Genomic DNA, 22,919 nt, shown 5'->3' with positions numbered 1-22,919 from the left:
TTAGCTATGAAGGGAATGTTCGTAATGATTGAATACATCGCCAAGCGGCTAATAAGCATCAGCGATGTATTTTTGTGCCCCGAAGTCAACACGGAGTCAACGTTTCGCTTCGGAAAACATTTTCAGTGTAGGCGGCAACGCAATTTTTCTTCAAAAAGCTACGCTGCATCAATATTTTGACAGCTTGAATACCGGCTTCATAATCATGCGAATCCAAAAAGCAAATACAGTCGTTCCGGTCCATGAGCTGCGCATATTCTGGCTGTATTGATCGTTGATAATATACGTCCGAGTGGAAGTAGGGCTCTTCAGATCGAACTTTTCCCACTCCGCCGGGTCATTCGAACCTCCGAGCCTTTCAAGCATATTTTCCGATGCACTATTTACTTTGGAAGGAATTTGCTCGTAGGCTTCGGTGATTTGCGCATGAAATTCGTCGATAGGATTACGGCTGGCAAGGCTCTCCAAGTGGATGCTTTCGCGAAGGTAAGAAATGTACGCAAGATGTTCAGCCCAGAACTCGTCGATATAAAAAAGCCGTACCCGCTGCTCCGCAGGGCTCATCGACTGTTCGCCTTTCAAAATGCGGAGTCGCTCTGCGTGTAGAATTCGCCTCTGATCCTCTACCATATCTGAATAACAGTTCAGTTCCTTGTGGATATCGAAGTTTTGGCCCATAACAATACGCTGAATACTTGTGATCTTGCTGCTTAGTAATGTCTCTTCAAGAGCCTCATCCTGCTTTGGAGCTCGAGCCGCTTTATGGATGCCGAAGCGATGCAGCAACTCGTCCTCCAAGCATACATAAAAAACGGAATCTCCCGGGTCGCCTTGGCGGCCAGAACGCCCGCGAAGTTGGTCGTCGATTCGCATGCTTTCGTTTACATGTGTGCCAATCACATATAACCCGCCCAGTTTAGCGACTACCTCTGCTTGCGCGGGGTCACCGCCGCCGAGCCGTATGTCGACGCCGCGTCCCGCCATATTCGTTGACACCGTCACGGCGCCAGTTTCTCCCGCTTTGGCGATGATCCCGGCTTCTTCTGCGTCGTTTTTTGCATTCAAAACATGGCAAGGTACACCGGCAACCGCTAGCGCCTTCGCCAGCATGTCAGACTCCTCAACACTTGATGTACCAATGAGAATGGGACGTCCCGACTTATGGACGGACGAGATTTCGTGTACAAGCGACTTAATCTTGGCTTCTTTATGGGTATAAATCCGGTGCGGATGGTCGATCCGGATATTTGGCCGGTTCGGCGGGATTTGCACGACCTCCAGCGTATAAATATCTTTGAACTCCATTCCGGAAGCATGCGCAGTAGCCGTCATTCCGCAAATCTGCGGATACAGGCTGATGAAGTGTTGAATGGTGATCGTCCCGAGAATTTTTCCACTGGCTGTGGAGGACAGCCCCTCTTTGGCCGTAAGTGCGGCTTGCAGCCCGTCCGGCAAATACCGGTTCTCCGCCACGCGGCCGGTATATTCTTCGATCAGCTCGATTTTTCCGTTCCGGACGATGTAATCGACGTCTTTCATTAATAACGTTTCCGCATGCAGTGCGCAATTTAATGACGTCAGCAAGTGACTGTTATGGCTATCGTACAAATTGCCGCATCCCAGCAACGATTCCGCTTTCTCGGCACCTGCTTCATTTAAGTAAACGTTCCGCTGGAACTCGTCGAAGTCGTAAAACTCTGCTTGCTTGAGCTGCCGAGCTACTTCTGCAAAACGAAAGCCGTCGCTCCTGGAAGAGGCCGAATCGCCGCTGATGACTAGCGGCACCCGCGCTTCGTCGAGAAGCAGCGAATCCGCTTCGTCGACGATGACGTTATGGAAAGGACGATGCACGGTATCGGCTTCGCTTAGTGCAATTGTGTCACGCAAGTAATCGAATCCCGCTTCTTTAGCCGTAACATAGGTTATATCCTTGGTGTATGCTTCCCGTTTCTCGTACAGGCTCATGCCCGCTTGAACCGAGTTTACCGTTAACCCGAGGAAACGATAGACCGGGCCCATCCACTCCGCATCCCGCTTAGCCAAATATTCGTTAAAAGTCAGCACATGAACGCCTTTGCCGGTCAGTGCATTTAGATATGCAGGCATAACAGCAGAGAGTGTTTTTCCTTCACCGGTGTGCTGCTCGATCAGAAATCCCTCATGTAGAGCAATGGCAGCCATAATCTGGACTTCGTAAGGCTGTAATCCGAGCTTTCTCTTCGCTGCCTCGCAGACTAACGCATAAGCATCGACAAGCAGCTCGTCCAAAGGTGTACCTGACCGCGCTTCTTTTTGCAGCCGGAGGGATTCCTCTTGGAGTCGCCCGTCATCCCAGGCTTCCATATTCCGTCTCCTAATGAGCTCCGTTTTGTCCCGATAGACCTTCAGCTTATTCTGGTTATCGAGGTTTTTGAATTTTTGCATGAACTTGACGGCTATATTCATATTAATGTGATCTCCCCTCGTTAGACATACGCTTAGTTTTAAACAACATTTGCGCTGATCTGTTGCTTGCCAGCAAACGCCAACTTTTTGAAAACCATTTGGTTGAAAGTAATGGCGAATGGAATTGTCATTTCCAGTTATTGGTTGGTAGGATTGTAGCTTATGTATTGCACAATGTAAATACTATTTTGCATTTTGGAAGCTTCATAGAATCAAATAGCAGAGAGTGAATTGTTGAATAGGATAATGGTATTATGGCCTATGATGCTGCAGGCGGTTTTTTTGAACTCGATATGGGACGGTTTGGGGAGCTGTTGGGTGAGGAACTCACTGAATCACTGGAGGCTTTGCTTCAAAATCCACATGCCAGACATCGATCCAGAGAAGGTGTTTGTCTGTTATTATACGGTTGAAGGGGCAGCATATAGCTGGACTTGGAGGTGTGGTCGGAAGAGAGGATTTAATGCGGGATCATCTTTCTCCGCTTATGGTTAAATCCGCGATGACTTGATATTTCGCAGGGTGCTCTCCAGCACAAAAAGCCCACGCAGGACGCGGGCACTTCATGTTAACTATTCCCCGTAGCCACCGGATTCTCCTCATAACTAATCCAGTCGCTCCAGCTTCCTGCATACAGCCGAACCTTCCTGTATCCGGCCTTCTCCAGCGCCAGCACATTCGGGCAAGCGGTTACGCCGGAACCGCAGTAGACGATGATCTCGGCATCCTTGTCCAGCTCAGCAAAATGCTCCTGCAGCTGCTCAGTGCTCTTGTAGCTTCCATCTTCATTCTGTGTGTCTTTCCAGAAGAAGTTCACCGCGCCAGGGATGTGTCCGGCCTTATTGTCGAGGGTCTCGTTCTTCCCGTGATAGCGATCATTTGCACGCGAGTCGATAAGGACGGGAAGGGGGACGGAAGCTGAATTGGCAGCGGTAGCGGCGACCGTTTGTTCAGATATCTGTCGAACTTCCTCAACACCTGCCTGCATCTGGGGCTGGACCTTTGGCACAAAAGTACTCGGAACCCGCACCGGCTGATGATCCGTGACCGGGAACTTCTCGGCTTTCCAGGCACTGAATCCGCCTTCCAGAATATATACCTGATCATGCCCTAGATAACGAAGCAGCCACCAGAGCCGCGCAGCGTTCATTCCGCTCTCATCGTCGTAGGCAACAATACGTGAATCATTGCCTATCCCGAGTTTGGCCAGTCGTGCAGCAAGCACCTCCGGGTCGGGTAGAGGGTGGCGCCCGCCATGCTCCCCTAACGGGGAGGACAGATCCAGCTCTAAATCGAGATAAATTGCGCCAGGAATATGCTCCTGTTCATAGCTCTTCCGTCCAGCATCTGGCTTACCAAGCGTAAACCGGCAATCCACAATCGTCTGCTCCGGCTCATAGAGCCTTGCCAGCAGCCAGCGTTTGGAAACAGTAGCATCCATTAGAATCCCATCCTTTGCTCAATCAATATGAAGTTTATTATAGCGGAAAAAATCGGGGATTGGCAGGATAAGCTCCAAAAATAGCTAATTCCGGTCCACAAACTGGGCCTCGACGGCAGCGGTTGCCGGCGGCAGCCCCATGCTTTGTTTCCAGATCAGAATCGGTTTGTCATCCTTCGGCCCATAATATACAGCTTTGATATGCGTGGAAGGGTCTGTGCGGTTGCCATTTAATTGTTCAAGGTCTATTGTGTCATCCCCGTTGCCAAGGCCGATCTCCGCAGACTTTTTGATTTTGATGACCGGCCGCATAGGAGTGATATAAAAGATACCGTCACCCTCCATTTCTTCAAAAGGCAATCTGCTGCTCTGTTTCAGCTTTTTCTTGCGCGGTGAAATGTAACCCTGGCCCAGCTTTCCGTTCTGCCAAAGACCTCACTGATAGGGTCTAAGTGAAGTAAGTGTTTTTGGCAATTTGACATAGCCAGACACTGATTTTACAATTGCCCTTGAACTGATTAATATTTTTCAAGATGTGTTCTACATCGGCCACATGTTCACCACCTTACATATAAGACCTGCTTATAGAAGATTCGTTACACAACAATTAAGAGAGGGGCATAAGCCTATGGAGAAAATGATAAGCCAGGCCTGGCCGGCTTGGAATGGAACGCTGAGGAAGCGGAGCGGCGGCTGGAATAATACAACCTATTTTGTGGAAAATAGTGCTCACCGCGCCGTACTCCGCATTTATGATACGCACAGGGATCGAGACAAAATAAAATTTGAGCATGCCGTGCTGCAAAAACTGGGAGGGCTTGATTTACCTTTCAAAGTACCGGTACCGATCTGCACCCCAGCTGGAGATACAGTAGTTCAGCTGAAGGATGCGGACGGCAAATTTGCCTGCTTGTTCAAATATATCGACGGAGATTCACCGGCGGAAGAGGAGAATGGATATTTCGAATCCTTCGGGCGGGCTGCGGGTTGGTTATCCACTGTGCTGTCTGACATCAATCCTGAGCTGGCTCCAGTGTACAAGCCTTATTATGAGCTGAGGCCGGCTTATCCACTATGCACCTCAGAAGTAATCCTTGAGCTCTGTCTGAAGCCGCCAGTACCGTTTGCAGATCTTGCTCCAGAGCTTAGCATGCTGTACGAGGCTTATGACACCATCGCGGTTTCGCTGACCGAGCTGCAAGAACTGCCGCATCAACTGGTGCATGGGGACCTGAATGCTTCCAATCTGCTGGTAGAAACAACAGATCACCGGCAAGTAGCTGCGCTGCTCGATTTTGAATTCTGCACCTTCGATGTCCGGGCGATGGAGCCGGCGGTTATTCTGTCCGGGCTGCTTGGGCATGCGGAGGTGAAGGCAGCAGTCCGGGATTTTTGCCGGGGCTTCAGCCGCCATATCCGTCTCTCTGAAGCAGAAATTAAGGCTATTCCAGTGCTGATGCTGCTTAGAAAAGTAGATGTTTTCCTTCATTTTGTCACCCGATATCTGGAAGGGACCGATGAGGCGCATGTGCTGCAGGAGCAGGTGAAACTTTTGTCAGAAGACATCTTTCAGTTATCGGCGGGGACTTCACTTATTCTAGAGATTCTAAAGGAAGAACAAGAGGGAGCTTGAAGCTGCTTTTTTTTACTTTGAAGAATCTGCTTATAGGTTTCAATTGCCAGTGCCCGTGAACTTTTTAGATCAACAATCGCTCCAGGGCGGGGGAGATGGATTTCTTTGTCCGACAATTCTGTTAGCTCCGGCAGCCAGGTGCGGATATAGCTTCCGCTTGGATCATGAGTCTGTGATTGGGTTACCGGATTCATAATTCTGAAGTACGGGGAGGCGTCAAATCCAAGAGATGAGCTCCACAGCCAGCCGCCCCGGTTCAGCACATTATCGTAATCGCTAAGCTTCAGCCGGAAGTACCGTTCTCCGTAAATAAACGGACAGCCCAGATTCTTGGTGAGAAACATCGCGGTAATCATCCGCAGGCGGTTCGGCATCCAGCCCGTTTCGTTCAACTGGTGCATAGCCGCATCAATGACTGGAATACCTGTGTTTCCCTGGGACCAGGCTTCAAAATGTCTGGTACCCAGACTAGTCAGATCAAAGACATTCTCATAGTTGAAAAAATCAGCATCCAGGCGGGCCTGAATCAGGTAAAAATCCCGCCAGGCCAGCTGCCGCAGCCATTCTTCCGCTCCGCGTTCTTCCCCCGACAGCCTTGTATAGATCATCCGTACTGAAATCGCCCCTGTATTCAAATACCGGCTGATCCGGCTCGTGCCATCCTCCGCATATTTATCGCGTCTCACTGTGTAATCCTGTAGATTCTCACTAAGGAAATGATCGAGTGTACGATACGCGTCCAGGTCATTTGTCCGTAAGGATAGCTGCCTGAGCAGGCGTTCAACCTCATCAGGAACCCTGAAGGTGGTTGCTACACTTTGCTCCAGGCTGGCCGTTTGCAGATCCTTTATGCCCGTGGAATAAGGAGGACGGAAACGTTCTGTAAGGAAGGTGCGCCAGCGGCGGTAAAAGGGTGTAAAGACCTTGTATGGCTCCGCACGGCCGCTCCACTCCATGAATTCATCCAGGTCACAGAGCATGCTGCCGGAATAAGTCTGAAAACGGATGCCAAGTGAGGATGCTGTAGCATTCAACTGCTTGTCCCTCTTTACGGCATACGGTGTGTAATCTGTATGAACTAATATTTGCTCAATGGGATGGGTCTGTACCAGCTTCTTAACGACTATGTCAGGCTCTCCGTACAGAATATGCAGCTGTTTACCTGCCAGAATGTAGTCCTGGTGCAACCGTGCAACTTGCGTGAGAAAGTTAAAGCCGCTGTGTTCAAGATACCGCTCCTTACGCAGCAGGAAAGGGTCAAGGATCAGTACATGCAAGCTGGCTACACCAGCAGAATGGATGGCATCAAAGGCTGGTAGATCGATCGTCCGCAGATCTTTGCGGTGAATGAAGAGTATCATAAGAACGGGTTCCTTTCTGAACTTGACTGATCTTTTGATCATAGCGGGGCCGTACAGCTTCTGCAAGCCAAATACGTTATTACCCGCAACCTACTGAAAGATATCAATTTCCTCCATCTAGGGTACAGCAGGTCTCCGGATATGAAGTGATGGAATAATTAGGCTTTACAAAACCAGAGAGTCGGTGTACTATTTAACTAACACACCGGTACAATAGAATGTTCAACCGGAAACATTTGATTTCAAATCCAGGAGGGTGCCATGAGTCAGGTTGCTTATCATGTTGAATCATCAGGTTTTGCGAACGCGCCGATCGTATTGCAGATGAATGAGGTTAGTAAGATTATCAAAGGGCAAGCCATAGTGAATAAGCTGTCCTTTGATATCCGTAAGGGAGAAATTGTCGGGCTGCTAGGACCTAACGGAGCCGGGAAAACAACCACCATCCGTATGATGACCGGTCTAATCCGTATGTCGGAAGGAGATGTGCTGGTTGACGGACACAGTATCCGCAATGACTTCAACAAGGCCATCGCCCACATTGGCGCGATCATTGAGAACCCTGAGTTTTATCCCCATCTGACGGGTTATGACAACCTGAAGCAATATCAGCGGATGAGTGACGGCATCACGGATGCACGGATTGATGAAGTGGTAGAGCTGGTCGGCCTGCAGGAAGCTATGGGCAAAAAGGTAAAAGCCTATTCCCTGGGGATGCGCCAACGGCTGGGGATCGCCCAAGCGCTGCTGCAAGCACCAAAGCTGCTCATCCTTGATGAGCCTACAAACGGGCTGGACCCTGCGGGAATTCGTGAAATGCGTGAATATATGCGCACCATCGCTGAGGTGGAAGGCATATCGATACTGATTTCGAGTCATATGCTTGCGGAGATCGAACAAATCTGCCACCGTGCGGTTGTAATACAGAATGGCCAACTGATCGCAGTAACTCCGCTAGGAGAAGAAGTGAAGGTTGGGGGCGAAATTCCCCTTGCCATCCGGGTAGATAAACTGGAAGCTGCGCTTACGGTTATCAGAGCACAGTCAGGAGTTCAGTTCATTCGGACGGATGAGGCGAATTCTGAAGTCCTGGTCAGTATGAAGGACAATGAAGTACCGGGGCTAGTAGCAGCTTTCAGCGAGGCGAGAGTAGGGATCTACCGTATTACAGATAACAAACAGAGTCTTGAAGAAGAATTCCTCAAATGGACAGGAGGGAACCGCATTGCGTAAATTTAACAATCTGGTGCTGAACGAATGGCTTAAATTATCGAAGAAACGGACTTTCTTTGTAGTCTATGCTCTTTTAATCGTATTGCCGTTTTTGGTAGGGTACATTGTGCATTCCGTTGCGGCAGAGCTTTTTGCTTCCGGGCCTGCGTTTGCGGCGGAAATGATGATGCCGACGGCTATTGGCCAAGTGGTGAGTATTCTGGTCATTATCGGGACAGCGGGTATTGTCACCAAGGAATATAGCCAGGGAACGATCAAATTCCTGCTGATCCGTGCGCGTAGCCGTACCGCCATCCTGGCCTCCAAATATATGACCGTCCTGCTGTACGCACTCAGCCTGACTGTAGTAACTACTATAGCAGTGTATGCTTCTGGCAGTGTGTGGTTTGGAATGGATGGAGATCGCCTGGGCATTGGTGACCTTCTCACTTCCGTGCTCTACAACAGCGTGTATCTTGTGATGTACACTGCGCTGGCTTTTATGATTGGAATATTGACTACCTCTACTGGCGTAACCATAGGAAGCACGATGTTTGCTATTACAATTAGTAATATGGTCATTTTCCGCGATTTCTACAAATACGTATTATTTCCCAACATGAATCTGGCTGCTTACGAAGGAGGAGGAGCACCGATTCCAGGAATGACGCTGCATTTCTCCATTCTGGTGCTGTCCGTATACTTCGTGCTGTTTCTTCTGGCGGGATTTATGGTGTTCAGACGAAGGGACGTTGCTTGATGACCATAGAATTTGACAACAATCAGCCGATTTATCTCCAGATCATGAATTATATGAAAGGGGAGATCGTTACTGGAAAGTTGAGACCGGGCGACAAAATCCCCTCCGTACGTGAATTGGCCGCTGAACTACAGATTAATCCGAATACGGTGCAAAGAACCTTTCAGGAACTGGAGCGTGAAGAAATCGTGGAAACCCGGCGTGGGATGGGCAGATATGTGACCGGCAATGAACAGACTATTCTTACTATTAAAAAAGAGATGGCACAGGATGTGCTGGAACGATTTTTCCGCGGCATGCAGGAGCTGGGTTTTCAGAGTGAGGAGATCCTGACGGCTGTAGCAGAAAATATTGCTTCTAGGACTAAATCATAGGGGGATTGTTTCAGTGGACAGGATACTTCAAGTTGAAAATGTGACCAAAAAATACGGTTCCAAGCATGCCCTGAACGGAGTTTCCTTGGAACTCGGCGCCGGTAAAATCGTCGGCCTGCTCGGCAGCAATGGTAGTGGAAAAACTACACTGATGAAGCTGATTGCCGGGCTTGCCCAGCCGACTTCGGGGAAGATTTCTGTGTTGGGTGTTCCGGTGGGGGAAGCGAGTAAATCGCTGGTGTCTTTCATGCCAGACTGTCCCTTAACAGAATCATGGATGAAGGTGGGAGATGCACTTAAGTTTCAGCAGGACTTCTATCCAGACTTTGATCTAGGCAAAGCAAAGAACATGCTGGAATTCATGAAATTAAGGGAAAGTGACAAGGTCAGTACCTTGTCCAAGGGAATGAGTGAACGCCTGCAGCTGACCATGGTGCTCTCGCGCAGAGCCAGCTTATATATTCTGGATGAGCCTATCGGCGGAGTTGACCCTGTGGCGCGGACAAAAATACTTAATGCGCTAATGGAGTTCTACGAGGAAGACAGTACGATCCTGCTATCCACGCATCTTGTGACCGACATTGAGCGAATATTTGATGAAGTGATTTTTATCAAAGAGGGTGAGCTTGTCCTGCATAGCGAAGTAGAGGATCTCAGGCTCCAGCGGGGGAAAAGTATCGATGAGCTGTTCAGAGAGGTGTATGCAGAATGTTGAAGCTGATGAAATATGACTTGAAACGCAGACAGGAGCGGATCCTCGCTTACTTCGTCATTATGCTGCTTGTCCAGGCTGGAATATGGATTTCGAACAGCTCTATGGGGGTTGATCTGCTCTCCTATAATATGATGGCATATGGCGTTTTTGGTTGTACCCTGCTGCTCTTTGCCTTTTTCAACTATGTCCGTTACTTAAAGTCATATGCCAGAAGGCTTGTGCCGGTAGGTACTTTACAGAATGTTCTCTCACCGCTGTTGCTCAACTGGATTCTTCTGCTGCTGGTGACGGGTCTTGCCGCGATCCATCTAGGTCTATATATTCTGGTTTACTCCTCTGATTTTCTACCGGTGAATTTCTGGCGGGTGGCATCATGGTGCATATTCAATCTCCTATGGACCGCCGGATTTGAACTGATCCTCTTAATGTTTGCCGTCACCATAGCTAAAAGCCTTCGGGTAAAGGGGACCATCTGGATTGCTATCGCTGTTTTTGCAGTGATCGAGAACGGAATAAGCTTTATTGAGAATCAGTTTTGGGGAAGCTACATTAGTGCACTGAATAACGCATTCCAGTTTAAGGTTTATGAGGCCTCTGCAATACGTACCGGACTGAAACTATCCGATATCGGAACTAACTTCTGGGCTCTGATCTTTGAGGCTGCTGTTGGAGCCATACTTATTTATGTAATGAAGCTATTGATCCAGAAAAGGATTGAAGATTAAATTTCATAGTTCCGGGAATGTTCAAATGGAATGCAAAGGAGCGAAAGTATGGCCATGGGCTGTGCTTTCGCTTTTGCGTATGTATACTTCAGCTACCTCAGTTCCAGAGAACCGACACCGCGCATTTCTTAAAAAGACGTCCTCCTTAAGGAGGGCATCTAAGATGATGAGCCTGCTATAATCCTTGCGCTCTGCGGGTATTGGTCCAGATCTCCAATTCGCGCAGCAACTGCTCTTCTTCGTCTTCCTGTAAATCGAGACGGATTCCGTACTGGAACTGGCCCAGTCCAAACATCCATCCCCAACGCACGCTTCCTTCGAATTGCAGCTTGTCTTCCGCGAGCTGAAAGTGAATGATCAGCTTGGTATCACCAGAGGTAAAGCGGAGATTTAGCGGGGTGCGCACCTTGCAGCCTGAACGGCTAAGGTCAAGCAGCACTCCTTCTGTTAATTTTCCGGCACCTGGACCTGAATTGCTCGCGGGAAGTTCCAGCCAGCATTCTATGGGCTGGTTCATCACGTATCGGAACGGTTCTTTTCTGCTGGAGTCGTCCATTTCTACCTCCGCTGTTTTTTTTGCTATTATATCGAACTGCAATGATCAGGGCAATCTACTAAAGTGCTATTTTTAAAAGAAAAGATTTAAATTTTCTGAATACCAACAGAAATACCCTCAGCCTCAGTTAAAAGAGGGAGGGTATTTGGAAATAAAAGGGGTGCTATGTTAGGGCTGTTTAGTCGATTACAGATTGTAGAGGGAAGACATGCAGTCAACGAACATCTTGTTGTATTCAGACCGTGACAGGTCCCGTGATGAAGCGATGTCTCTGCCCAGGAATTCAAACCAGGTAATTTCAGTGCTATCCTTTTTATAGAAGAATCTTTCATGCTCCATAGAAAAAACAGCATTGTCATATGAAGGGACATGCTCATACTTGAGCTCGGTACCCAACTTCTCGGAAATTAAAGTAGCCAGAAGGATAAGCATCTTGAACGGATCATCATACATTTCAAATTGTTCTGACATCAGTGTTCACTCCTTGGGATGGTTGATGAGCAGATTATACTACAGCCGCGTCGTGTAAGCATTACCGTTCAGGTAACATAGTATTATTTTGCTATAAGCAATCAGATAAATGAAGAATGAGAGTCATATACAAAATATGTATTTAATAATCTTGTATCATTTTCAGAATGAATATGACCGATACATAATTATCGACTGTTTTCGACAAAATGAATTGTTGCCTTTTTTTACAGTAGCTGCAATCCAGGCACCTCAAGGAGAGAATGAAAATGTTTTTAAACCTGCGTACACTACTTTCCAGCGCTTTTGCCGTAATGATTATTCTATTAACCATGTTGTTAAGCTACGTCATAGGGAATCAGTCTACCCGGTCTGTCGAGCTTAGTATCGGAAGTTCCCTCGCTGCGGAGGCCTATCAGATGTCCGAGAAACTGGATCATTTCATGTGGTCGCGGACTGGAGAGGTAGAGGTGCTCAGCAAGCTTAATGCTTTTCAGGTGCCCGTGGACAAAAAGGAAGCTGACGGCTTATTGAACCAATTAAAAAGTAGTCTGCCCGTGTTCACCTGGGTTGGATTCCTGGATTCGAAAGGGAATGTGCTCTCATCTACGGACAATATCCTGCTCAGTCAGAATATAAGCCAGCGTCCCGTGTTTCAGGAGGGTTCAAAGGGAACATACATCGGGGATGTGCACGATGCCGTTTTATTGTCGAAGCTATTGCCGAATCCAAGTGGTGAAGCCTTGCAGTTTGTAGACATAAGTGTGCCTGTTCATACCGGGGAAGGACTGGTGACAGGTGTGCTGGCAGCACATTTAAGCTGGGAATGGTCCAGAGAAGTAGAGAAATCCATAGTCACTCCCCTCAAGGAGCGTTTAAAGGATGTAGAGGTTTTTGTAGTTAGTCAAAAAAATGACACCATCCTTCTGGGGCCCAAGGAGCTAGTGGGTAAGAAAATGACGGATGAAACACTGCAAAAAGCACGAACTGGGGCAAACTCCTGGACTGTAGAATCTTACGGCAGGGATAATGAATCGTATTTAACCGGTTATGCTTATGGTGACGGGTATCAGAACTACCCCGGTTTGGGCTGGTCTGTAATTATCCGGCAGCCTGCAGATGTGGCGTTCGCCTCAGTACATCAACTAAAACGCAATATCGCGTACAGTGGATTGGTTGCGGCAGTTCTATTTGCTGTTATGGGCTGGTTCGTGGCAGGGTGGATCGTACGGCCGCTGAATAATATCACAAAGACAGCTGATTTGCTCAGCACTGGAGCCAAGGTGGAGATCCCTGCCTCAACCCGGTTCAAAGATGTGGCTGTTCTGTCGGAATCGTTACGGAATTTAGTGAACCATTTGACCAAGACGGAGAACAAGCTGAGCTATATGTCAGATATGGCGCTTCATGACAATCTTACCGGTCTGCCGAATCGTACCGCGCTGGATGAGTTTCTGGCCCATGCCGTCAGTAAGGCCAAACAAAACCGGAGTACACTAAGCTTTTTATATCTGGATCTGGATGGCTTTAAAAAAGTGAATGATACCTTGGGACATGCTACAGGTGATGCGTTGCTGCAGGAGGTGGCATTCCGGCTGCTCGATTGTACGAGGGATAATGAAATTGTAGCCCGGTTGGGCGGTGATGAATTTGTAGTGATCCTTCATACTTCTGCAACAAAACCCATGCAAGAGGCTGAGATTGTGGCTTCACGGATTATCAGCAAGATAAACCTGCCGATCATCATTCAAGGGGAAAATATCCATGTAGGGTGTAGCGTGGGAGCTGCAGTATGGTCCCCGGATGGTGCGGACACCGTAGAAACGCTGCGTCTGGCCGATGAGGCCTTATATATCTCCAAACGCAGCGGAAAGAACCGGATTACTTTTGAGGCAGCCTGCTGATGATGACCCAAGCAACAATAGATCCTCTATTCATAGGTCAAAAGAACTATCGGATCGGGTGTGAAGGAAGGGTTAATTCTTCAAAGTCATATGCTTAAGCTGGAACTGGAGGATAAGTTAAGTTCAGCGTAATCTTTTACGCGGTTTGGACCACCACTTAATCCATAGAAATCCTTCGTCGTCTCGAAAAAATTTAACCCCAACCCAGCTTAGAGGTGTCCAAAATTCTTTGAAATAATATGAAGGCATAGGATAATAGACCCTCCTTAGTAGTTAATTATTACTATACTACTGTAAATATATGAAATTCACAAGAACTATATGTTTAATATTACCAGTCCTATTCTTACCTCTATATTACAGGGTGCTGCAAAAAAACGCGGGAGCTGATGCTCTGGCGTTTTTTTGCATTCAAATCTATTAAAAACAAAACATCCATAGGGAGCAGCACAAGCAGATTATCTTAAAGCGCATTTTATATAGAGAAAGGATGTGATGAGATGACCGAGAAGGAATTTATTGCTGCCATTGCCCCCTTTGCTATAGCTGATATGCGCCGAAGCCATATTGCAGCCTCCTTGACGATCGCACAGGCAGCGCTCGAATCCGGCTGGGGAAGTAGTGGGTTGACGGTCAGGGCCAACAATCTGTTCGGGATCAAAGGCAGGGGTCCAGCCGGCAGCATCACGATACAGACAACAGAATATCAGAACGGGAAAGCTGTGCAGGTATCTGCGGCTTTTCGTGCTTATAATAACTGGGGAGAATCGGTTGCGGATCATTCTGCTCTGATCCGGGATGGGGTTTCGTGGAACCGAAATCTGTACAGCAAGGTGATTGGTGTAGGGGGAGCCGACGCTGCAAAAGAGATCGCTGCGGCAGGTTATGCCACGGATCCCGGTTATGCTTCGAAGCTTATTCAAATTATGAATGCCAATAATCTGTTTCAATATGATGAGATGGAGGATGATGAGATGTCGGCAGAGGATAGACAGAAGCTGGCCACTCTGGAAGTGCAGCTGCAGGAGCTTCAACAGCTTGTCAATGGACTGGGAACAAGCAGGGATATGCTGCAGACAGGAGTACAAGAGCAGGGTCAGACCCTTAAAGATGTGATTGAACGGCTTGCAGCCATAGAAGGACGTTCAACCATGAATGTTCCGGAATGGGCACAATTGGCCGTCAGCGCCGCAGCGGCTGCGGGACTATTGGATACACCTTCCCAAGGCAGTTATGACTTCTATAGAACGCTCACCGTATTATACCGGGCAGGCCTCCTCACAGCGAAGAAGGAGGGGTGATGAACATGGTGAACGAGGCGCTGAATAATGTTCTTGCGTTTGCTTCAGTGTTGGCTGTTTTTGTTCTCGCGTTGGTTCAATTGGTCAAGTCCACAGTGAACCTGCCACGAAACCTGGTTCCTGCCGTTGGACTTGTGATTGGTCTGTTTGTCGGTGCTGTAGCTTACCCGTTTACCGAAATGAATCTGATTCTGCGCCTTTGGGCAGGTGGACTTGCCGGATTGTCCGCAACCGGACTTTTCGAGCTTGCATTCAATAAGAGGGATGGTTCAACCAAGGACTGAAGTCCTCTTATCATTTAGGCCTTGCTCACAGGCCAGTAGACCAAGCAATAGATAGTTTTCCAAAATATGATAAGGAAGGAAAGGAGGTGTTCATATGGGAACTTATTTGGATGCAAGAACTTCACAGAATGCCAGTACTGCCAATTCCATCGCCATTCCGATTCTGGTGATCAATACGCCTCAACTATTCGGTCAGATTGGCCTGATTACTGAAGGAATTACGACGAATCCCCGGGTGCTGCTCAAGGGAACTGTATCTGTCCAGCTTCCACTCGCTCTGGTAGGCATTACAATAACGATTGTCAGAGGGACATTGCCCACTGACCCGGTAGTATACTCAGCGACCTCCACTTTTAATTTAAGTGTCCTGGCACCACAGGTAATTGCGTTCTCTGCCGCTGATTTCTTACCACCGGTTTCACCCCAGCTTACGTATACTGCATTTGTCTCCTCCAATCTCCTGGGTACCATTCGTGTTGGACCGGAGAGCTTTGACGGAATTCTGGTATCGGATTAAGGAACAGCATCCTGCCTTTGAAAAATTCACAAGCAGCGGCCTAAAAATAAACCGTTTAGCCCAATCTGTACGGGGGTCGGGGACATATTCTGTTGTGTAGTGATCAAATTGAAGGAGGTAATCTCATGGGTGCAGATTGTGGTTATGGCGGTAATGTGGGTGGAGCTAATGTTGGTCCTGTTGTAAGTCCTTTTACTTCGACAGGTGCGATTCTGGTGCTTTACATCCTTCTGGTTATTATCTTGAGTGCTTGCTTCATCTAAGTACAGGAAATGGTCGCGCGATCTCTGAGCAGAAATGCCGGGTCGCGCTTCTTTTACCCGTTGTGAAGGACAAGCCAGTGTAAATATAGAGGAGTAGTGTAGAATAAGAAGGGGACAGTTTTGTTTGTGAAATACATTATTCATAGGAGTGGTGAAGTTATGGAAGAGAAAGAAAGAATTTATATCGTGCTTAAACTGATTGAAGCGGGTGTACCTCTAGAGAAAGAGGCGCTGGAGTTGGGTGAGGAGGATTTTAATGAAAGAATAGAGGAGATTTTTGATGACCGGCTGGTAGAGAATATCATCTTCACAAGGTCCGGCAACAGGCTGCTTGGCGTTAACACACAAGGTGTGAGATTGACCCGGCGCGGCAAAGACTTTATTTTCCTGAAGGAGAGTGGCAGGTTGTGAGTAGATAAAGGATGAATTTCAAAAAAATAATTGTAACCATTTACCATCTAGTTCGTATTAGAAAAGGATGTGATTTCAGAAAGGGGATATTAACATGAGAAACAAATTGTCACTCATATTGGCTTGTGTGCTGCTGCTGGGTGTATGGTCTTGGTCAGCACCGGCGGCACATGGAGCAGCACTTAAAACAACATTTAGTGTGAACAATGAAGTCGTGAAGTTTCCCGTGAATGCGGCTCCGTTCGCAAAAGGCAATACGGTACTGGTCCCTATCCGTAAGGTTGGTATAGCGTTAGGTCTGGAAGTTAATTACATAAAAGAACAAAAAGTACTTCAACTAAGCCGTAACGGCCAACAGATTACGCTGAAACTTGGTGCAAATGAAGCAATATTGAATGGGAAGGATAAGTTTGCGATTGAAGAAAAGGCGGTGCTTCAAGGCAATCTTATTTATGTTCCCATATCCTTGCTGAATGCCATGGGGTTAGTGGTCTCCTATGATTCATCCTTGGCTCAAGTTAGAGTCTATACTCCACAGGTTTTCGCTGAGAAAGTAACAGGACTGCTGGCCTCTAATCAGCATGAGGTGTTATGGCAGCAATTTTTTAATGAGTCAAGCCAAAAGGCCATTTCTGTTGCTAAGCTTCAGCAAGTTTGGCAAGGCATAACCGAGACCTTTGGCAAGTACCTTAAGATTGATTCAGTATCAAGTCATCAAGTGAGTCATGAATTGACTATTGCCTCCACAGCCATTTTTACAAAAGGGAATTTGACTATAACGATAACCACAGACAGCTCCGGCGAAATCAAGGGACTCTGGTTTGCCCCTGCAGCAGCAGCAACACAATCTAATGCTCCAGAGCTTAAGCTTCCCGATGGAGTAACCGAGGAAGAGGTGGTTGTTGGTGCGGGGACATCACATCCGCTTAAAGGGCTGCTGACGCTCCCCAATCATTCGACTCATCCTTTGGCTTCTGTAGTGCTTGTTCAGGGTTCAGGAGCATCAGACCGTGACGAAACAGTATTCGCTTATAAGCCTTTCCGGGATATAGCCTATGGACTTGCCAAACAAGGCATCGCAGTGCTTCGTTACGATAAACGGAGCTATTCTTATCCGGAGCAGTTTATAGGAGCTGCAGCCGCAACCGTTAGTGTTAAGGATGAAACGGTTGATGATGCGGTTGCCGCATCTAAGGTGCTCAAGGCTGACAAACGAATGAATCCCGCACAGGTATATCTGGTTGGTCATAGCCTTGGAGGTATGCTTGCTCCGAGAATTGATGCTGACGGCGGTAGCTTTGCAGGACTGATCCTGCTGGCGGGATCGCCGCGCAGTCTACTGGAGATTATTTACGATCAGAATATGGCGTCTATCCAAAATTTATCAAACTCTGATCCGCGTAAGACACAGACTATGGCAGCAATCGACGCCGAAAGCTCCAAGGGAAAAGAGTTGTCTGCAATGACCTTAGAGCAATCCAAGGCAATGCCTAGTGTATTTGGTGTTCCGGCTTATTATTTTAAAGAGATGGATATGCATCCTACGGCCGAGTTGGCTCGTAAGCTTACCAAACCCGTGCTAGTGCTGCAAGGTGCCGATGATTTTCAGGTCTATCCGGACAAAGACTTTCCGCAGTGGAAGGATGTTCTAAAAGGGAATCCTGCAGCTTCCTTTAAGCTTTATCCAGGTCTTAATCATTTCTTTGTGAATGATGAAGGGGAAAATGCGGGAACCGCAGCGGGATATAACAAACCAGGAATGGTAGATCCTCAGGTCATCGCTGATATGGGGCAATGGATTTTGAATTTGTAATTAGGCTAGGACGATGTATCCGCCGCGGGGTAACGTTTAGGCTATAGGTGAATATCCTGTAACTAAGTGTTCCTATTATATTAAAGGCGGTGTCGCCGTGAATTATCAAACGTATTTTGCTCCTCATTTCCAGTCGTCCAACCAGCTTCTGTCTCGCAATGACGAAATGGTCCTCCAATTGATCCAACAGTCAATTCAAGGAGAGCGGAATGATGAGCTGTTTTATGACTTCCTTATTAAATTGGCTCCAACAAGGGGAGAACAAGAGATTATTGCAGGCATCCGCGATGATGAGAGAAAGCACCGGAGCATGTTCAAGACGCTTTACACACAGCTGACCGGAATGGCCCCCAAGGTTTCAGATGAAGGGACAGAACCATTGCCGGCCAGTTATCTGGAAGGTATTGAAAAGGCACTGATCGGCGAACTCAAAGCATTTGAAAAGTATCGCAAGCTTTATTTGCATATCAATCCCCAGTACCGGGACTGGATCTTCGAGATCATGACAGATGAGATTAAGCATGCCAGCTACTACAATTGGCTGTACGCCAAAAATAAGTAATCAAGAGATCAAAAAAGCACCGGGCAGGTGCTTTTTTACTGTAAAAGACTTTTCTTCTGATGCAACACGAATGTTGAAATCATAAATAGTGTACACATCCCAAGGAACAGATATATAATTAATGTAATGAATGAAAAAAGAGCAGGCGGTGTTGTGGGTTGTTTTGGGAGCCGGCAGGATTTATGTTTTTCTCGATTATAGAAACGATTGGCGTATATTATTTGGTTATGGCGCTCTTCCGTTTCAAGCCCGGAGATTTTATCTGGGAAGCTCTAATCGTAAGCCTCTTGATCAATTTGCAAAGTTACATACTTAGAAATGAACTCTCATTAGCGTACTTAGTACCATTAATTACGGTGTTAATCTTTATCTTTTTCTTTTCAGTTGTTGTTAAAATCCCTCTGGTATGGTCATGGATCACAACTATCCTTGGATATGCAATCTATGCATTATTGCAAACCGGGTTGGCGTTTCTTTTATTTGTTTCCATCGATGCTGCCCAGGCCAGCCTATCCAATGGTTATCTTCTGCAATTTTCCTCAGGGCTGATAAGTGTAATTCTCTCCATCTGGCTATACAAGATTGGCTGGGGTTTTAAATTCGATTTTGAGCGGCTCCGTTTTAAGTTTGAGGACATCCTGATTATCGTGCTAATTGTTGTATTTCTAGGTCTGCTATCTGTTATCGTCTACTACGAGCAATTGTTCATTCTCATTGCATTTTTTGCAGTTACAGTCATATTCTTGTTGTATTATGCTGTTTCGAAAGAGCGGGGGAAGTAACTAGCGGAATCTCCTTCGCCTTTTTCTATCCTACCGGGTGAATCGGGGTGAAGCAGAAGTGAAGAGTTTCCTGAAAAAGGCACGTCACAGCATCAATTACCGGATGGCTTCTTTACTGGCTATGACAGCAATGTTTATAGTAACTACAGATAGTATCCTTTTCATATATAAAGGTAAGACACCGGAAGAATTGCTTAAGTAGCTTGGAGGCATACCATGGACACCATAAGTGTAACTAGAGATATTGAGGGAAAGACGGGTCTTATAACTGTTAGAATTGATGAGATCATCTACCTGGGTACGGACAGCCGCACAGCGATTTTGTTGCTGCACACGTTGGACTCCGTTTATTTTACAGCCGGGACTTTAAAATATTGGACTCAAGTCCTCAACGCCTCAGGCTATTGCTTTCTGCTCGCTGACCGGAACAATAGCATTAATATACGGAGGATCGTAGAAATCAATAAGCTGCTGAAAGTAGCCTACTTCGAACCCGAGTCGGAGAGGAACAAAGCCTCAAAATACAGCACCATGTCCAAAAGCGGCCTTAAAGAGGTGCTTCAGGTTATAACAGAACTGGATTCCACAGTTGTTTTTACATGAAAGGCTACCTCTTTGGCGGCTTTTTTTTGTTTTTTTCATTTGGGGAAACTGTAATATCGAAGTGTATATAGAATATAAAAATCGGGCGCCCCTTTCGGAGCGCCCTTTCATGGGAGAGGAGAAACCGGACGAAGAGCTTATGGGGAAACGTAAGCCTGCTCCGCGGTTGTCTACGACATCTTGCAATGTCGATAATTACATGATGGCCCTGAATGTCCAATTTTATACACGGAAAGTCGGAAGAAATTAGCCGCCTCGGTAGGACACCTGCAGACATTTTTTTATTTCAATAGACAATTGTGGTACTATAGGCTTGGACTTATGCCCTAAACGGCATAACTAACAGAGACATAAGAGCAGGTGAATAGTGGTGAGAGTTGTATCGGGAAGTGCAAAGGGCAGACCCTTGAAAAGTGTTCCGGGCAGCGGGACGCGGCCTACAACCGACAAGGTAAAGGAAGCGATGTTCAGTATGATCGGGCCTTATTTTGAGGGAGGTGCCGCGCTGGATTTGTTCGCAGGAACGGGCGGGCTCGGAATTGAAGCCTTGAGCAGGGGGATGGATCAGGCTGTTTTTGTGGACATGGAACAGAAGAGCATTGATACGGTGCGCGCAAATCTGAAGGCGGCCAAGGTGGAGGAACAGGCAGAGGTCTACCGCAATGAAGCAGGAAGAGCGCTAAGTGCGCTGGAAAAACGGGGGCGTTCGTTCGATCTTGTCTTCCTGGACCCTCCATACAGGCTGAAGCATGGGGATGAACTGATGCTGGCTATGGTTCAAAAGGGACTGCTGCGCCAGGATGCGGTAATTGTACTAGAACATGAGTCAGGCTATGAATATCCGGAGGACATCCCGGGATTCCATAGAACACGGCAAGCTGTATATGGAGAGACGACAGTCTCTATTTATAAGTATGAGGCTGCCTCCCAAGAAGTACAGGAGAGCAGCAAGGAGGGTAATGATGAGTCTGCAGATTAGAAAAGAACGTGTCGCCATTTATCCGGGAACGTTTGATCCGGTGACGATGGGGCATATGGATATTATTAACCGTGCAGCCAAACAGTTCGACAGACTGATTGTTGCCGTCCTTAACAACTTAAGCAAAAATCCGTTGTTTTCCGTAGAAGAACGTACCGATCTGCTCCGGCAGGCCACCCAGGATATTCCCAATGTGGAAGTAGACAGCTTCCGTGATCTGCTGGTCAATTATGTCCGGCAAAAGGACGCCCAGGTGATTGTCCGCGGAATCCGAACGGTTACCGATTTTGAATATGAGCTGCAGAATGCCTCGATTAATCATAATCTGGACCCCGATGCAGAAACTATTTTTATGATGACTAATCCGAAATATTCCTATTTAAGCTCGAGTGTCGTGAAGGAGATTGCCCACTTCGGCGGGAACGTCTCCGACTTTGTGACGCCTGAGGTAGAACAAGCCATGAATCTCAAATTTAAGCGGATGGACGGCGGAATGAAGCCGTAATATAAACAGCTGCAGACAGAGCTAATAATAGGAGCAGGATCAGAGCCTGCAAGGCCGCTAACTGTGGAATTGAGCGCCAGACCGTTAAGGGATTTAGCGTGACCGCCGGCAGGTGCTCATCCGGTACACTTATTGCTGGCTGCACATTCGTCTGAAGATTAAGCAGCGGTTTCCACAGGAGAAACGTGAATAAAAAAGCGTACATGCCGTGCAGCAATCGAATGGCAGCATAAGACAGATAGCGGACGCCGGCTTGCTTAAGGAGAGTCAGCGCCTGGAGCTGTCCACAGATTCCGCTCCAGGCCAGGGCCGCCGATAACCAGGCCGCTGTGAGAGTGTTCATGGAATTGAAGGCAGGAAGGGCTGCTGTTCCTGTAGTAAGCGTATAAGCCCCAAGGTGAACCTCAAGCAGACTTGAAAACAGTGCCGGCGGAAGCTGTGGGAGCGCAGAAGCCGCTATATGGATTACAACTGCGAAGATGATCATATAGCCGCCGACGATCATCAGGTTCTGGACGGCAGAACCCACGGATTCACCAAGCAGTCTTCCGAAGCTGCGTCCATCCTGTGCACGTGCGTCCGCAGCAGCGCGATAAACGCGTGTCAGCAGAGAGGCTCTTTTATGGTGAGCCTGTTCCTGGATTGCGGTTGATTGGAGCTTAGAGCGTCCGGTAAATAGAGCGGAGGTACAGCCGGCGGATAACCCGGCAAGCCAGTGGATGGCCAGTAGTGTGTATCCGGAAGCGGGACTGTGCAGAAAAGCTGCGCCTATAACGATAAGCACAGTCACCGGGCTGGCATAGTGCGCCAGGGAGGCCAGCCTTCCTGCCTCCTTGTCCGTAATCCGGCCCTGTTTATGCAGCTGCATAACCGCTCCTGCTCCGGCGGGAAAACCTGCGGTCATTCCCAGAGCAAGTGTCCATCCACCGGCTCCGGGCAACCGGAATACTCGCTTCATAAGGGGTTCAAGCATTACACCGAAGCCGTGGACTGCTCCGGAAGCCGTAAGCATCTCCGAGAGGATCAGGAAAGGGAGCAGGGCCGGGAAGACAAGTGTCCACCATAGCTTAAGGCCCTGCAGGGAGGCCGCAAATGAGGACTCCGGTGCAGATACGATAGCAATAGCCAGCAGAATGGCTGCAGCCCCGCCTGCGAATGGAGCGGCACCTGAGGTTATTCGTTGTATTTTTATAGGACTCATTTTGAGCATCACCTCTTCATAGCTTAGGACATAGGCTAAAGACTGTTATCAATTTATGCAGAGAAGACAACCGTCATGCCTCGGTCCAACCGGCCGCTTCA

The 22,919-nt window shown here is 47.7% G+C and carries 26 protein-coding genes; 19 read left to right on the top strand and 7 right to left on the bottom strand.

Annotated elements, in window-relative coordinates; all coding sequences use genetic code 11:
• Positions 1-168 precede the first annotated feature (168 nt).
• Positions 169-2,445, bottom strand: a complete 2,277-nt coding sequence (locus A3848_RS03690; RefSeq protein WP_074083589.1) for a preprotein translocase subunit SecA — start codon at positions 2,443-2,445, stop codon at positions 169-171.
• A 254-nt stretch (positions 2,446-2,699) separates the two neighbouring features.
• On the opposite strand from A3848_RS03690, the gene A3848_RS32105 reads away from it, so the two are divergent.
• A complete protein-coding gene (locus A3848_RS32105) occupies positions 2,700-2,858 on the top strand; it encodes a hypothetical protein (RefSeq protein ID WP_178381898.1) in 159 nt (52 codons plus the stop codon).
• A gap of 155 nt (positions 2,859-3,013) precedes the next feature.
• Here A3848_RS32105 and A3848_RS03685 read toward each other — a convergent pair whose 3' ends face one another.
• Together A3848_RS03685 and A3848_RS03680 are read right to left on the bottom strand one after the other, a co-directional pair.
• The gene (locus tag A3848_RS03685) at positions 3,014-3,886 is read right to left on the bottom strand and encodes a sulfurtransferase (protein ID WP_074083588.1); all 873 of its coding nucleotides are present in this window, start codon (positions 3,884-3,886) and stop codon (positions 3,014-3,016) included.
• Between the two features lie 84 nt (positions 3,887-3,970).
• The gene (locus A3848_RS03680; RefSeq protein WP_178381897.1) at positions 3,971-4,231 is read right to left on the bottom strand and encodes a hypothetical protein; all 261 of its coding nucleotides are present in this window, start codon (positions 4,229-4,231) and stop codon (positions 3,971-3,973) included.
• Between the two features lie 283 nt (positions 4,232-4,514).
• Here A3848_RS03680 and A3848_RS03675 point away from each other — a divergent pair, with 283 nt between their 5' ends.
• On the top strand, positions 4,515-5,519 hold the full coding sequence (locus A3848_RS03675; RefSeq protein WP_074083586.1) for a phosphotransferase: 1,005 nt from the start codon (positions 4,515-4,517) through the stop codon (positions 5,517-5,519).
• Here the strand turns inward: A3848_RS03675 and A3848_RS03670 are convergent.
• Positions 5,456-6,880, bottom strand: coding sequence for a cryptochrome/photolyase family protein (locus A3848_RS03670; RefSeq protein ID WP_074083585.1), 1,425 nt, complete (start codon positions 6,878-6,880; stop codon positions 5,456-5,458). The two genes, A3848_RS03675 and A3848_RS03670, sit on opposite strands and share 64 nt — an antisense overlap.
• A gap of 261 nt (positions 6,881-7,141) precedes the next feature.
• On the opposite strand from A3848_RS03670, the gene A3848_RS03665 reads away from it, so the two are divergent.
• From A3848_RS03665 to A3848_RS03645, 5 genes are read left to right on the top strand one after another with little or no spacing between them, the layout of a single operon-like run.
• Positions 7,142-8,113 (top strand): ABC transporter ATP-binding protein, encoded by a 972-nt coding sequence (locus A3848_RS03665; protein ID WP_074083584.1) that lies wholly within the window; start codon positions 7,142-7,144, stop codon positions 8,111-8,113.
• Positions 8,106-8,852: an ABC transporter permease gene (locus A3848_RS03660; RefSeq protein WP_074083583.1), complete on the top strand. Its 747-nt coding sequence runs from the start codon at positions 8,106-8,108 to the stop codon at positions 8,850-8,852. Before A3848_RS03665 ends, A3848_RS03660 begins: the two co-directional genes overlap by 8 nt.
• The gene (locus A3848_RS03655) at positions 8,852-9,226 is read left to right on the top strand and encodes a GntR family transcriptional regulator (RefSeq protein WP_074083582.1); all 375 of its coding nucleotides are present in this window, start codon (positions 8,852-8,854) and stop codon (positions 9,224-9,226) included. The genes A3848_RS03660 and A3848_RS03655 overlap by 1 nt, the downstream gene beginning before the upstream one ends.
• A 13-nt stretch (positions 9,227-9,239) precedes the next feature.
• Positions 9,240-9,941: an ABC transporter ATP-binding protein gene (locus tag A3848_RS03650; RefSeq protein WP_074083581.1), complete on the top strand. Its 702-nt coding sequence runs from the start codon at positions 9,240-9,242 to the stop codon at positions 9,939-9,941.
• The gene (locus A3848_RS03645; RefSeq protein WP_074083580.1) at positions 9,935-10,666 is read left to right on the top strand and encodes a hypothetical protein; all 732 of its coding nucleotides are present in this window, start codon (positions 9,935-9,937) and stop codon (positions 10,664-10,666) included. The genes A3848_RS03650 and A3848_RS03645 overlap by 7 nt, the downstream gene beginning before the upstream one ends.
• A 175-nt stretch (positions 10,667-10,841) precedes the next feature.
• Here the strand turns inward: A3848_RS03645 and A3848_RS03640 are convergent, their stop codons facing one another.
• Both A3848_RS03640 and A3848_RS03635 read right to left on the bottom strand, forming a co-directional pair.
• On the bottom strand, positions 10,842-11,222 hold the full coding sequence (locus tag A3848_RS03640) for a PilZ domain-containing protein (protein ID WP_074083579.1): 381 nt from the start codon (positions 11,220-11,222) through the stop codon (positions 10,842-10,844).
• Between the two features lie 186 nt (positions 11,223-11,408).
• Positions 11,409-11,693, bottom strand: coding sequence for a hypothetical protein (locus A3848_RS03635; protein WP_074083578.1), 285 nt, complete (start codon positions 11,691-11,693; stop codon positions 11,409-11,411).
• Positions 11,694-11,962: 269 nt separating this feature from the next.
• Between A3848_RS03635 and A3848_RS03630 the strand changes: the two genes are divergently transcribed.
• The 12 genes from A3848_RS03630 (at position 11,963) to coaD (ending at position 21,617) form a co-directional block, all read left to right on the top strand.
• Positions 11,963-13,597 carry a diguanylate cyclase domain-containing protein gene (locus A3848_RS03630; RefSeq protein WP_074083577.1) on the top strand — a complete coding sequence of 545 codons (1,635 nt, stop codon included), beginning with the start codon at positions 11,963-11,965 and terminating at the stop codon, positions 13,595-13,597.
• A gap of 500 nt (positions 13,598-14,097) precedes the next feature.
• Positions 14,098-14,898, top strand: a complete 801-nt coding sequence (locus A3848_RS03625; RefSeq protein WP_074083576.1) for a glycoside hydrolase family 73 protein — start codon at positions 14,098-14,100, stop codon at positions 14,896-14,898.
• Between the two features lie 5 nt (positions 14,899-14,903).
• Positions 14,904-15,182, top strand: coding sequence for a holin (locus tag A3848_RS03620; RefSeq protein WP_074083675.1), 279 nt, complete (start codon positions 14,904-14,906; stop codon positions 15,180-15,182).
• A gap of 94 nt (positions 15,183-15,276) precedes the next feature.
• Positions 15,277-15,699 (top strand): hypothetical protein, encoded by a 423-nt coding sequence (locus A3848_RS03615; protein ID WP_074083575.1) that lies wholly within the window; start codon positions 15,277-15,279, stop codon positions 15,697-15,699.
• A gap of 125 nt (positions 15,700-15,824) precedes the next feature.
• On the top strand, positions 15,825-15,962 hold the full coding sequence (locus A3848_RS32100; RefSeq protein ID WP_167374602.1) for a hypothetical protein: 138 nt from the start codon (positions 15,825-15,827) through the stop codon (positions 15,960-15,962).
• A gap of 159 nt (positions 15,963-16,121) precedes the next feature.
• Positions 16,122-16,373, top strand: coding sequence for a hypothetical protein (locus A3848_RS03610; RefSeq protein WP_074083574.1), 252 nt, complete (start codon positions 16,122-16,124; stop codon positions 16,371-16,373).
• A gap of 94 nt (positions 16,374-16,467) precedes the next feature.
• Complete coding sequence (locus tag A3848_RS31160) at positions 16,468-18,186, top strand: alpha/beta fold hydrolase (RefSeq protein WP_083611883.1); 1,719 nt, start codon at positions 16,468-16,470, stop codon at positions 18,184-18,186.
• Positions 18,187-18,283: 97 nt separating this feature from the next.
• Positions 18,284-18,748, top strand: a complete 465-nt coding sequence (locus A3848_RS03590) for a ferritin-like domain-containing protein (RefSeq protein WP_074083573.1) — start codon at positions 18,284-18,286, stop codon at positions 18,746-18,748.
• 158 nt (positions 18,749-18,906) lie between these two features.
• Positions 18,907-19,530, top strand: coding sequence for a hypothetical protein (locus A3848_RS03585; protein ID WP_143192328.1), 624 nt, complete (start codon positions 18,907-18,909; stop codon positions 19,528-19,530).
• A gap of 216 nt (positions 19,531-19,746) precedes the next feature.
• A complete protein-coding gene (locus tag A3848_RS03580) occupies positions 19,747-20,133 on the top strand; it encodes a LytTR family transcriptional regulator DNA-binding domain-containing protein (protein ID WP_074083571.1) in 387 nt (128 codons plus the stop codon).
• Between the two features lie 370 nt (positions 20,134-20,503).
• The gene (gene rsmD, locus A3848_RS03575; protein ID WP_074083570.1) at positions 20,504-21,112 is read left to right on the top strand and encodes a 16S rRNA (guanine(966)-N(2))-methyltransferase RsmD; all 609 of its coding nucleotides are present in this window, start codon (positions 20,504-20,506) and stop codon (positions 21,110-21,112) included.
• Complete coding sequence (coaD, locus tag A3848_RS03570) at positions 21,096-21,617, top strand: pantetheine-phosphate adenylyltransferase (protein ID WP_167374609.1); 522 nt, start codon at positions 21,096-21,098, stop codon at positions 21,615-21,617. The genes rsmD and coaD overlap by 17 nt, the downstream gene beginning before the upstream one ends.
• On the opposite strand, the gene A3848_RS03565 is transcribed toward coaD, so the two are convergent.
• Positions 21,586-22,818 carry a nucleoside recognition domain-containing protein gene (locus A3848_RS03565; RefSeq protein ID WP_074083568.1) on the bottom strand — a complete coding sequence of 411 codons (1,233 nt, stop codon included), beginning with the start codon at positions 22,816-22,818 and terminating at the stop codon, positions 21,586-21,588. The genes coaD and A3848_RS03565 overlap by 32 nt on opposite strands.
• Positions 22,819-22,919 lie beyond the last annotated feature (101 nt).

This window comes from Paenibacillus sp. P32E (genome assembly GCF_001909085.1).
In the GTDB taxonomy this organism is placed as follows: Bacteria; Bacillota; Bacilli; order Paenibacillales; family Paenibacillaceae; genus Paenibacillus_AQ; species Paenibacillus_AQ helianthi.
The sequence above is the reverse complement of the archived record's forward strand: the minus strand, read 5'-3'. Positions and strand labels throughout refer to the sequence as shown.